Below are 11972 nucleotides of genomic sequence, written 5' to 3'. Positions count from 1 at the left end.
GTGCAGGGCGCCCGCTGCGACGGTCGTCGGGCGCACCGCAGCCCGCCTGTAGGACAAGGCCGGCTCGGCGTGCCCTGCTAACCGCGCAGCGGCGTGGCGATGCGCACAGTCGGCGCCGCGAACAGCCGGCCGATCAACGTGCGCGCGAAGAAGTAGTCGTTGCGAAGCCGCTCCCCCAGCGCATCCAGGCCGACACGCCCCTGCGGGTCACACGGAATGTCGAGTCCTGCGTCGTTGGCACGCAGCGGTTCGAAATGCAGCAGATGCGTCAGCCCGCTGGCGCCGGCACGGCCCTTCGCGGTGAAGGCATCCGGGACGTCCAGCAGCGGCGGGTTGGACAGCGTGGGTTCGGGCATCGTGACCTCCTGCGAGCGCAACGACAGGACTTCACTGTGCGCCGCCGGCGAGGCGCGACGTGTAGGTCCACGGTCTGCGCACCGCGCCGCCCCGCGCCTTCCGTTTGTAGGAATGAACCGGGCCGCTGATGAAACCGGCGCCGCAGTGACGGAATTCCTGCGAGTCGGTCGCTGGGGAGATGGATGAAAGTCTATGGCGCCTCGTCTGAATTTACAGTTAAAAATCATTTCTATCGAATTCAGGGTGAAGCCTCGCCGCCTTTCCTGGAACCGCCATGCCCCGCATCACCTCCCAGCCCGGCACATCGCCCCCTACACTCTTGCTGCCCGCGCGCCGTCCAAGCAGCTTCTTCAGCCATCACGGCATCTGGGCCGTCGGCGTCCGGTGCTTCCGCCGCGTCAAGTTCTCCGTGAAGGCCGGCATGATCTCGCTGGCCTTCCTCGTGCCGTTGACGCTGCTGACGGCGGCCTACTTGCTGTCCGCCCAGAACGCCATTGATTTCGCGCAGCATGAACTGGCTGGCGCCGAGCTGATCAAGCGTGTCGAGCCCTGGCTCGTCGAGGTGCAGAAGCAGCGCCGGCTGTTGCTTTCCGGCCAGACCGCGCAGCTCGATGGCCCGGCGATCCAGTCCCGGCTCGACACCTTCAAGGCGCTGGCCAGGACGCATCCGGATGGTCTCGACCTCGACGCAGAGCTGACCAAGGTGGAGCAGCTGCATGCCACGCTGCTGCGCGATGGCCAGTCGACCGCTGTGGAAGCAGCACTGCAAGCCTACGTCGACGCGCTGCTGGACCTGCGCACTACCGTGCTGGACCGCTCCAAGCTGACGCTGGACCCCGACCAGGACACCTACTACCTGATGGCGCTCAGCACCGACATCACATCGGCCGTCATCGAGTCCGTGTCGCACTCCCGCGCCATGGCGGGCGCCGCGGCCCGTCATGGCACGGCCGATGCCGCGACGTTGCGCCGACTCTATGGCGTCGTCTATGCCGGCCAGCTGCGCGCGGGCGACATCCAGGGCGCCGTAGACCGCGCGAGCCAGGTCACGCCGATGGCCGCCAAGCGTCTGCCGACCCAGCAGGCCATCGACGCGACGCGTGCGTTCTACGCCGCGGCGGACGCATCGTGGTTCAAGGGCGAGTTCTCCGCGGACAACGACAGGCTGGACGCTCCCGGCCAGTTGGCGGTCGACACGCTGCGCAAACTCGCCAGCGATGGCACGACGCTACTCATCGAGCTGCTGCAACAGCGCATCGACACGACGGCGACGCAGCGCAACCTGATGCTGGCGGCCATCGGTGTGTCGCTCCTCCTCGCCGCCTACCTGTTCTATGCATTCTTCCTCGTCATGCATGGCGGCCTGCGCGAGGTCAGCCGCCACCTGGTGGCCATGACCGACGGGGACCTGACCACGTCGCCGTCGCCCTGGGGCCAGGACGAGGCAGCCGACCTGATGCTGCTACTGCGCAACATGCAGGGCAGCCTGCGCGCCATGGTGAGCCAGGTGCGCACGGCCGCGTCGGGCATCGTCCACGCCAGCACGGAGATCGCGGACGGCTCGAACGACTTGTCGGCACGCACCGAGCAGACGGCCGCCAACCTCGAGGAATCGGCGTCGGCCATGGAGCAGATCGGCGCCACGGTGAAGCACACGACGGACAACACCGAACAGGCGACGCAGCTGGCCAACCAGAACGCCGCCATGGCGCGGCACGGCGGCGGCGTCATCGAACAGATGGTGCAGACAATGTCGTCCATCCAGTCCGCCTCGGGCCGCATCAACGACATCATCGGCGTCATCGATGGCATCGCCTTCCAGACGAACCTGCTGGCGCTCAACGCCGCGGTGGAAGCGGCGCGCGCCGGCGAACAGGGACGTGGCTTCGCAGTTGTCGCCTCCGAGGTGCGGGCGCTGGCGAAGCGTTCGGCGGAGGCAGCACGCGAGATCAAGTCGCTCATCACGGCGAGCGGCTCGCAGGTCGAGCGCGGCACGACCATCGTGCGCGATGCCGGCACCGCCATGGGCGATATCCTCAACGGCACCGAGCGCATCAACCAGCTGCTGGCCGAGGTGGCCCAGGGCTCGCGCGAGCAGAGCCAGGGCATCGATCAGATCGGCACCGCCGTGCAGGAGCTGGACCAAGCCACGCAGCAGAACGCCGCAATGGTGGAACAGACGGCGGCGGCTGCGTCGGCGCTGCGCGACCAGGCGAACGGGCTGGCCGAGCAGGTGGCGCGCTTCCGGCTGCCGGCGTGATCAGCGCGCCGTCTGAACCGGCACACTGATCTCGAACCAGAACCGGCTGCCGTGCTCCAGCCGGCTCTGTAGCCGGATCTCGCCGCCCATCATGCGCACCAGCTGGCGACTGATGGCCAGGCCCAGGCCCGTGCCTGCGATGCGCTGCTCGGCGTTGCCAGCCTGCTCGAAGGGCTCGAACAGCCGCTCGACCTGGTCCTCGGCGATGCCGACACCGGTGTCCTCGACCTCGAAGCGCAGCATCACATGCCCCGGCAGCGTCGTGACCGACGCCATCACCTGGGCGCGCAGCGTCACGCCGCCGACGTGAGTGAACTTGACGGCGTTGCCGAGAAGGTTGAGAAGGATCTGACTCAGCCGCTTTTCGTCGGTCAGCACGACGGGTGGCAGCCGCGGATCCAGCCACAGGTTCAGGCTGATCTGCTTGTCCACGGCCATGACGCGGACGATGTCGGCCACGGCATGCAGCCGCCCCGGCAGATCGACCGGGGCCAACCGCAGCTCGGCCTTGCCCGCCTCGATGCGCGACAGGTCCAGGATGTCGACGATGAGCGTCAGCAGATGCTGGCCGCTGCTGTGGATGACGTCGAGCCCGTTGCGCTGCTTGGGCGTCAGGCCGCCTTCCATCTTCAGGATCTGCGCATAGCCCATGACCGCATTCAGCGGCGTGCGCAGCTCGTGGCTCATGCGGGCGAGGAACTGGCTCTTCGCACGGCTGGCCACCTCGGCGCGCTCCTTGGCCTCACTGAGTTCGGCCGTGCGCTCGCGCACCAGTTCTTCCAGGTGGTCGCGGTGCGCGCCCAGCTCGGCCTCGCGCTCCTGCAGCGCCGCGATCATGCGGTTGAAGGTGTGGGCCATGGCCGCGATGTCGCGCGGGCCGTCCGCGGGCGCGCGGGCATCGTTGTCGCCGCGCTCCACGCGTTCCATCGCCTCTGCCAACGCTGCCAGCGGCCGGGTAAGCCGCAGCGCGAGGAAGCGCACGGCAAACAGGAACAGCGCGGCGAAGCCCAGCGCGACGCCGAAGTTGGCGATGAACAGCGAGGTCTGCGCGCGGTGCAGCGTCGCCTTGCTCTGGATGACGCGCACCTGCCCCAACAGTTGTGCCGGGCGCAAGGTCACGTCGAACGGCGACGGCTCCGGCCGCGTCCACACCGGTGCGGAAAAGGCCCAGCTGTCCTCGGTCTCCTGGTCCAGCCAGGGATCGCTGGCCGACGGCCCGCGCGTGCTCGGCGTGGCGGGCAAGCTGTCCCGGCCCGGACCGAGGCCCAGCAACAGCCGGCCGCGGGTGTCGCGGATCTCGATGCCGATGACATCGGGAAAGTTCAGCGATGACCGCACCGCCTCTTCGGCATTGTCGGCCGCGGCATAGAGCAGCGCCAGCGAACTGTTGGACGCCAGGTTGGCGGCCACGCGCCCGCCCTGGTCCATCAGCATCGCGCGCACCTGCCGGCCGCCCTGCCAGGCGTTGACCGCGGCCACCAGCAGCGCCAGGCTGAGCGCGCCGAGCATGACCGCCAGGCTGAGGTGCAGGCGGAAGGACGCCTCGTGCAGCCAGCGCCCGTAGACTCGCAGCGGCCACGGCCAGTGCGCCAGCACTGGTGCCGGCGCCGGCAGGGCCGCATCGTCGTCGCGCAGGATGCTGCTGGGCGGCTGGCTGTCGAAGGATTGGGATGGCATCTTGGATGGCATCTCAGTTGGAGGGGTAGACCATGTCGAAGCCGGACTGGACGGCGCCGACGTCGATGCCGAGATGAGCCGCGGTGCGCACGTTGAGGGCCGCCAGCGCTTGGCGCAGCGGCAGCACGCCACCGGCGCGGGGCGACGCCACCAGCCGCAATGCCGCCGTGGCGAGCGAACGGCCGAGCTCGCGGTTGTCGGGATAGAGGGAAAACAGCGCACCGCGCTTGACGTGCGCGAGATGACTCGAGAACACGGCGATGTTGCGGTTCCAGCCCTCTCGCAGCACGAGAGACAGCACCACGTTGTCATCAACCGTCGTCGGGTCCTGCGGCAGCCACAGCGCGTCGTGCAGCGGGTCGGCGGTGGCGAGCAGCTGCGTATACGCGCGCAACGCCTCGGCCGGGTTGGCGGCCTCCTGGGCCAGCAGCTCCAGGCCTTCCGCGCGGGCCGCCTCGCGGGCAAGCCTGGCCAGCCAGGCATTCACGCGTGGGTCGTAGACGAGGTGGGCGCGCCGCGCGGCCGGGCGCAGCCGCTTGAGCCGGGCCAGCATCAGCGCCGGGTCCGGCGCCAGCGTGTGCACGGGAAAGCTGCGGGCCTCTGACTCCTGCACCGACACGACGCAACCCACCATCACGGCCATTTCGCCCGCCAGCGCCGCGGCGATGCGCATGCCGCCACGCCCGAGCCCGATCAGCACCTGCGCATCACGCCGCTTCAGGTCGTCCGCCACCTGCACGGGGTTGGCGTTGTTGCCCACGGCAATACCCGGCACCGGCCCGCCTAGCCGGTCCTCGATGCCCTGCACGATAGTGGCGAAGATCTGCCGGAACGGCTCCCCCAGGTCGGGGTAGACGACGGCGACGGCGCGACCGGTCTCGACAGCCATCGCATCACACCCCACCAGCGCGGCCATGCCACCGACAGCGTGTCGCAACAAGGCTCTTCGGGTGACCGGCGGAGGGCTAACGTGGGAATTCAATGGGGCGGAGGGGTGAGCCACGTCGGCACGGCGTGGCGCTGCATTATGCAGATGCCTCCCTCGCCGCCCGGCCACCGTTCAGGGGACACGGACATGGGCCTGGGGAAACCGCGTAGACACTCGTCCAACGCGCCGAAACCGGTCAAAGCAGCCCGCACAATTGCCGCATCACCGAAATCGGAGAAGCCACTCATGGCCTTGTTGTATCGCCAGGTGATTCTGGGAGCCGCCTGCTGCACTGCGGCGCTCACGTCCGCCGTAGCCCAGACTCCCAGCGAGGAAGATGAACTCGCCCAGGTCTACGGTGACAAGTCCACCATCAGCCTGGCCACTGGCACCTCGCAGTCGCTTCGCCGCGCGCCGGCCGTGGCCTCCGTCATCACGGCCCAGGACATCGCGCTGATGGGCGCCACCGATCTCGACCAGGTGCTCGCCACCGTGCCCGGTATCCATGTTGGTCGCAACAATCAGGGCTACAACCCGCTGTACATCGTGCGCGGCATCTACAGCGAGTTCAACGCGCAGACGCTCGTTCTCTACAACGGCGTGCCGATGACATCGATGTTCATCGGTAACCGCGGCACGATGTGGTCCGGCCTGCCGGTGGCCAACATCGCCCGCGTCGAGGTCATCCGCGGCCCGGGCTCGGCGCTGTATGGCGCAGATGCCTATGCCGGCGTCATCAACATCGTCACCAAGGGCCCGGCCGACACGGCGGGCGCGGAGATCGGACTGCGCGCCGGCTCGTTCGGCAGCCGTGACGGCTGGGCACAGTACGGCGGCACGGCGGGGCCGCTTGCCGTGTCGGCCTACCTGCGCGCGGGCCATACCGACGGCTTCAAGGAAACCGTGCAAGCCGATGCCCAGACCGGCCTGGACACGGCGTTCGGCACCCATGCGAGCCTGGCCCCGGGACCGGTGAACACCGGCTACGACGCGGTGGACGGCCACGTGGAGGCAAGCGTCGGCAAGCTGCGGCTGAGGGCCGGCTACCTGCTGCGCGACAACGTCGGCACGGGTGCGGGCGCGGGTGGCGCGCTGGACCCGGTCGGCAAGGGCCGCAACCAGCGCTGGACCGCGAGCGCCTCTCTGTCGGAGTTGGCGCTCGCGCCGCAGCTGCTGCTCAACCTGACAGGCAGTTACTTCGAGCTGACCAACCAGTTCAAAACACCACTGCAGATCTTCCCGCCCGGGTCATTTGGCGGCAGTTTCCCGAACGGGGTCCTCGGCGCGCCCAATACCTGGGAGCGGCAGACGCGTGTGGCTGCGGTGCTGTCGTACGGCGGCTGGGTCGGCCATCAGTGGCGCGCAGGCGTCGGTCACGATGACCTGGACCTCTACCGCACGCAGGAGTTCAAGAACTTCACCCTCGTGGACTCCGGCCCGATGAAGGGCCTACCCGCGCCATTGCCTGGTGGCCAGCTTATCGAGTTCCCGGTCGACAAGTCTTTCGTCACGCCGCAGCGCCGCCACGTCACCTACGCCTATGCACAGGACGAGTGGAGCATGGCGCCGGACTGGACGCTGACGGCCGGCGTGCGGCGCGACCACTACAGCGACTTCGGCACGACGACCAATCCGCGCATGGCCCTCGTGTGGGATGCCAGCCTGGACCTGACGGCCAAGCTGCTGGTCGGCCGCGCTTTCCGCGCGCCGTCGTTCTCGGAGGAATACAGCATCAACAACCCCGTCATGCGCGGCAATCCGGCGCTTAAGCCGGAGCACATCCGCACGGCCGAGGCGGTGATTAGCTGGCAGATGAACTCCGAGGTGCAGCTGCAGGCCAGCGCCTTCCGCTACACGATGACGGACATCATCCGCGCCGCGAGCATCGGCGGCGGCACGTCCGAATACACCAACGCCGGCACGCAGCGCGGCCATGGCTTCGAGCTGGAGCTGGTGGCCGACGTGGCGCGCAACCTGCGCCTGGCGGGCCACTACGCCTACCAGCGCGCCCTCGACGAAAGCACTGGTCGCGATGCCGGCTACGCACCGCACAAGATGGCCTACGTGCGCGCCGACTGGCACCTGGACACCGGCTGGGCCGTGAGCGGCCAAGTCAAGCGCGTGGCCGACCGCCTGCGTGCCGCAGGCGACACGCGCCCGACCGTGCCGGACTACACGACCGTCGACCTCACGCTACGCACCGCATTGCGCGCCACGGGCTGGGACCTCTCGGTGTCCGTGCGCAACCTGTTCGATGCCGACGTGCGCGAGCCCAGCCTGCCCAGCACGGGTGTTCCGTACGACCTGCCGATGGCCGGCCGCTCGCTGGACGTGCAGCTGGCGTATCGCTTCTAGGGCCAGCGCCTGGCCGCCGGGCCTTCGTAGGCCACGTCGTCGCAGGCCAGCGGCAGCAAGGTCCCCGCCGGCTGTTCGCTGGCCTCGATGTAGCAGGGCTGCATGCCGGCCAGAAAGGCCGGGAAGCCGAACTGGTAGTGCTGGCGTGGCGTGAAACCCATGTCGGATGTCAGTGCCGCCGTGATCGCCGCATAGTTCATGCGCAGCCGCCAGCGGCCGGCCTGCAGGTGCTGCTCGACGGCCTGGGCCGCCCGCACGTGCGGCCCTTGCGCGAGGCCTTCGCGCTCGGCCATGCGCAGTATGGGCGCGATGCGCTCGTCGCCTGCGGCAATGGGCCTGCCGTAGCCGGCGATGGCGCGATGGCGCTGCAGCTCGTCGCGGACGCAGTCGTCCAGGCTGGCGCCCGCCTCGATCACCTGCGCCGCGCGCTGGACGAAGCTGGCGGCGCGGATGTCGATGCCACGGCCGTAGATCTCGGCCTCGGACACCGCCAGCGCCGCCGCCACGCCGAGGTTGCCCGAGCTGCGCGCGCTGCCGGCCAGGGCGGCGACACGGTTGTTCCAGATGCGCGCGTCGGGGTAGCTCGTGTAGACCCAGATCGCATGCAGCACGCGGATCTGCGCCGGCGTGTAGCGCTGGCCGGTGATACCGAAGACGTACAGCGCCATCCAGTCCATGTCGGCCAGATCGACATGCAGGTCCTGGCCGCGGAACACGGCGCGCTGGCCGACGAAGGCGCCGCCCATGCGGGTGCGCAGGCGACGGGCGTGCGCCTCCAACGGAGAAGTGGGTGGGCTCATGCGGCCTCCTTCAGCGGGTCGTCCAGCAGTTCAAGCGCGAAGAACGGAAAGTCCTTGTACGTGCCGGCACGCTGCTCCAGCGCATGGGCCGCCGCGCCCGGCAGCCGCAGCAGCAGGTGCAGCATCTCGCCCTGATCGGGGCTAAAGCCCAGGTCAGCCAGCGCGGCCGCAGCGATGCCCGACATGGCCAGCGGCATGCCTACGGCCGTCTCGACGTCCGCACGGCGGGCAGCCAGCCAGTGCAGGCGCGGGCCGCCGCCAAGCGCCGCCAGCCGGCGCAGCGCATCGCGCACGATGCCAGCCGTGACGACGCCGTTGGGCTCGAAGCCCGGCGGATGACCGGCCTCCGGCCAGATGGCAGACACGGGCGCCAACGTGGACCGCCAGTGGGCGGCCCAGGCCGCGACGTCGTCCACAGGCGGCACGTCGGCCCACAACGCCATGGCCGTTGCCACTTCCTGGGCGCCTCCGTGGCGCCCGGCGCCAACCGCCAGCGCCGCCATCAGGGAGGCGGCCGCTGGCGAGCGGCCGAGCCCCGAGCACATGGCCGCATGCACGGCCGCGTCTCTCGGCCCGGCATTGGCCAGCGCCACGGCCAGCGCCTCCAGCAGGCAGGCCTGGTCTTCGGTGGGCGGCTCCTCGCGGAACAGCAGCCACAACAGGTCCACCCAGCGGGCACGGCCCAGCAGGTCGCCATAGACGTCATAGCCGCGGCATTGCGCCGCGCGCGTCGCAAACCGGTCGGCGGGCTCCGCCTCCTCGCGCCAGATGCGCGTGCGCACCCGCTCCTGTCGACGCTCGCTCATCACATCAGCTGGCTGAAGCCGCCGTCCACCACGAGCTCGGCGCCGACGACGTAAGACGACGCGGGCGACGCGAGGTACAGCACGGCGTTCGCGATCTCTTCCGCCGTGCCGAATCGCTGCAGCGGCGAGCGCCGCGTGAGGTCGGCGCGGGCGGCGTCCACCACCTCTCGCGGCACGTCCCAGCGGCCGAACCCGGGCGTGTCGACCGGGCCGGGACAGACGGCGTTGACGCGGATGCCGCGCGGCGCCAGCTCCAGGCTGGCCGTGCGCACCAGCGAACGCGCGGCGGCCTTGCAGGCGCCGTAGGCCGAGAAGCCCGGCGCGCCGACCTGGTTGGCGAGGGACGTCGTCACGACGATGGACGCGCCCGGGCGCAGCAGCGGCAGCGCGCGCTGGATGGCGAAGAACACGCCCTTGAAGGCCACGTCGTTCATCGCATCGAACTGCGCCTCGGTCATGAACTCGATGGGCACCGGCGAGCCGCCGGTCGCGTTCAGCACCAGCACGTCCAGGTGCTCGAAGCGGGCCTTGGCCTGCACCATCAGCCGGTCGATGTCCTCCAGTCGGCCAGCGTCGCTGCGCTCGGCCAGCACGTCATGGCCCAGCGAGGCGCGCGCCGCTGCGAGCGTGGCCTCGTCCCGGCCCGTAATCATCACGGCCGCGCCGTGCTCCAGGAACAGCTTGGCGGTGGCCAGGCCGATGCCGCTGTTGCCACCCGTGATCAGGGCCTTCTTGCCAGCGAGCATCCGTGTCGTCGTCATGTTCATTTCGCAGTTCCAAGGGTTCTCATACGGAGGTTCATGGGCGGCACCTCCTCGCCGTCTATACGCACATCCAGCAGCGTCGGCCCGCGGCGCGACAGTAGCGAGTTGAAGTCCAGCGCCTCCAGGTCGGCCGGCGACCGGATGACGTGGCCGGGGATGCCCATGGCCAGCGCCATCGCGGCGAAGTCCACTTGCGGCAGCTGGAAGCCGATGGGCTCAGCGCCCGCCAGCCGCTGTCCGTGCTTGACCATGCCCAGCGCGCCGTCGTTGAGCACGACGTACAGCACCGGCAGGCCCAGCTCGGCCGCCACGGTGATTTCCTGGCCGTTCATCAGATAGCTGCCGTCGCCCGTCAGGCAGACGACCGGGCAGCGCCGGTTGGCCACCGCGATGCCCACGGCAGAGCCGATGGCCCAGCCCATTGGCGCGAAGTCCATCGTCACACGCAACCAGCTGGAGGGGCGGTTGCGCCGCTCCTTGCCCATGGGTGGGGCCGCGCTGCCGGGCAGGCGGCTGCGCTGGTCGTGGGGCGCAAGGTAGTGCACCGCCCACACGGCGCTGTTGCCGGCGTCGGCGACGAAGCGGGTCCGTGGCGGGCAGCGCTCGCTGAGCGTGGCCATCAGGCGCTGGGGCTTCACCGGCGCGCTGTCGCTGCGCATCGCATCCGGCTTGTCGAGCATCGCCTCGTAGGCCTGCCGGCCGGACTGCGGATGCAGGAAGGGCAGCAGCGCGGCATCCTGCGGAGACGCGAGCAGCGTGATGAGCTGCTCGCACACCGACTTGATGTGCCCGCGCACATGCAGCCGCGCGGTAGGCGAACGCATCAGGTTCTCGTCGCTGTCATCGACGTGCGCCAGCCGGCTGTTCAGCAACGCGGTGGACCAGCCGCCGCTGTTGAACTCGCCAAAGCCTGTGCCAAGCGCGACGATGAGGTCGGGTTCGCTGGTCAGCAGGTCGTCAGCGCTGTCATGACCGCCGAAGCCGAACACGCCGCGGAAACGCGGATGACGCGGGTTGACGAAGCCCTTGCCATCGGGCGTGGTGATGAAATGACCATCGGTGCGCTGAACCAGCTGCATCAGCTCGTTGACGGCCTCGCCGCAGCCATCGCCAAGCAGCCAGACGGGGCGCTGCGCAGAGAACAGCAGACGCGCGAGCTGGCGCACGGCGGGCAGGTCCACCAGTGCCGGCGCACGGCACAGCAGGCCGGCGAAATCGGGCGTCTCGATGTGATCCGGTAGCGGCTGGCGCAGGATGTCCACCGGGATCGACAAATGGCTGGGCCCGCTCGGCGCGCGCTGCGCCTGCATCAGCGCGTTGAACAGCTTGATGGGCAGCTGCTCGGCATGCGAGACGAGCGAGTTGTAGCGCGTGCACGGGCGGAACATCGCCATCGTGTTGATGCCCGTGCAACTGGACTCCTGCAACGCACCCTTGCCGAAGTTCTTGATCGGTGGCTGGCCAGTAATGACCAGCATGGGCACGTTGTTGTCGTACGCGCAGGCCACGCCCGTGATCAGGTTGGTGGCGCCTGGACCGGAGGTGGCGATGCACACGCCCAGCCGGCCGGTCTCACGGGCATAGCCGTCGGCCATGTACGCCGCACCCTGCTCGTTTCGGGCGACGATGGCCTTCGGGCCACCACGGCGTGCACTGCGGGCCAGCGCGTTGTACAGCGGCTCGATGGCACCACCCGGCACGCCGAAGACGTACTCCACGCCGAGAGCGGCGAGCGCATCAACCAGGAGGTCGGCCGCGTCGCGCCCGACCTGCGGTGCGGGCTCGGGGGCCGGGACAAGAACAGTATTCGATTCCACGTTGCGAGCAGCGAAAGGGACGCCGCAACGGCAGGTGGCAACGCACCCTCTCGGGCACTCGCACCAGCTTGTCCGCGCGGCATCGGGGTCTCATGCATCCACCGGGGTGGATGGCCTTGCTGCCGGGAACTCTCCCGGCAGCGTCTCCCCCTGTTGCGTGCGCTTCGAGCCAGGCTCGGCGACTTCTGAGTCCATGCATGACGCCGTT

The 11972-nt window shown here is 69.4% G+C and carries 9 protein-coding genes; 2 read left to right on the top strand and 7 right to left on the bottom strand.

The window, feature by feature from the left end:
* Positions 1-77: 77 nt before the first annotated feature.
* A complete protein-coding gene (locus tag LXT13_RS24725; RefSeq protein ID WP_233374983.1) occupies positions 78-356 on the bottom strand; it encodes a hypothetical protein in 279 nt (92 codons plus the stop codon).
* Positions 357-631: 275 nt separating this feature from the next.
* Here LXT13_RS24725 and LXT13_RS24720 point away from each other — a divergent pair, with 275 nt between their 5' ends.
* Positions 632-2617, top strand: a complete 1986-nt coding sequence (locus LXT13_RS24720) for a methyl-accepting chemotaxis protein (protein ID WP_233374982.1) — start codon at positions 632-634, stop codon at positions 2615-2617.
* On the opposite strand, the gene LXT13_RS24715 is transcribed toward LXT13_RS24720, so the two are convergent.
* A complete protein-coding gene (locus LXT13_RS24715; protein ID WP_233374981.1) occupies positions 2618-4294 on the bottom strand; it encodes an ATP-binding protein in 1677 nt (558 codons plus the stop codon).
* Between the two features lie 13 nt (positions 4295-4307).
* Positions 4308-5234 (bottom strand): type 1 periplasmic-binding domain-containing protein, encoded by a 927-nt coding sequence (locus LXT13_RS24710; RefSeq protein ID WP_233374980.1) that lies wholly within the window; start codon positions 5232-5234, stop codon positions 4308-4310.
* Between the two features lie 234 nt (positions 5235-5468).
* Between LXT13_RS24710 and LXT13_RS24705 the strand changes: the two genes are divergently transcribed.
* Positions 5469-7577 (top strand): TonB-dependent receptor plug domain-containing protein, encoded by a 2109-nt coding sequence (locus LXT13_RS24705; protein WP_233374979.1) that lies wholly within the window; start codon positions 5469-5471, stop codon positions 7575-7577.
* Here the strand turns inward: LXT13_RS24705 and LXT13_RS24700 are convergent.
* The 4 genes from LXT13_RS24700 to LXT13_RS28860 are packed head-to-tail and all read right to left on the bottom strand — an operon-like array spanning position 7574 to position 11764.
* The gene (locus LXT13_RS24700; protein ID WP_233374978.1) at positions 7574-8377 is read right to left on the bottom strand and encodes a citrate synthase family protein; all 804 of its coding nucleotides are present in this window, start codon (positions 8375-8377) and stop codon (positions 7574-7576) included. The genes LXT13_RS24705 and LXT13_RS24700 overlap by 4 nt on opposite strands.
* Positions 8374-9183 carry a citrate synthase family protein gene (locus LXT13_RS24695; RefSeq protein ID WP_233374977.1) on the bottom strand — a complete coding sequence of 270 codons (810 nt, stop codon included), beginning with the start codon at positions 9181-9183 and terminating at the stop codon, positions 8374-8376. The genes LXT13_RS24700 and LXT13_RS24695 overlap by 4 nt, the downstream gene beginning before the upstream one ends.
* Positions 9183-9950, bottom strand: a complete 768-nt coding sequence (locus tag LXT13_RS24690) for an SDR family oxidoreductase (RefSeq protein ID WP_233374976.1) — start codon at positions 9948-9950, stop codon at positions 9183-9185. The genes LXT13_RS24695 and LXT13_RS24690 overlap by 1 nt, the downstream gene beginning before the upstream one ends.
* Complete coding sequence (locus tag LXT13_RS28860) at positions 9947-11764, bottom strand: thiamine pyrophosphate-binding protein (protein WP_233374975.1); 1818 nt, start codon at positions 11762-11764, stop codon at positions 9947-9949. Before LXT13_RS28860 ends, LXT13_RS24690 begins: the two co-directional genes overlap by 4 nt.
* Positions 11765-11972 lie beyond the last annotated feature (208 nt).

It is taken from the genome of Pelomonas cellulosilytica (assembly GCF_021353265.1).
GTDB lineage: Bacteria > Pseudomonadota > Gammaproteobacteria > Burkholderiales > Burkholderiaceae_C > Pelomonas > Pelomonas cellulosilytica.
Note: the sequence above shows the minus strand (reverse complement) of the source record. Positions and strands in the feature narration are given on the sequence as shown.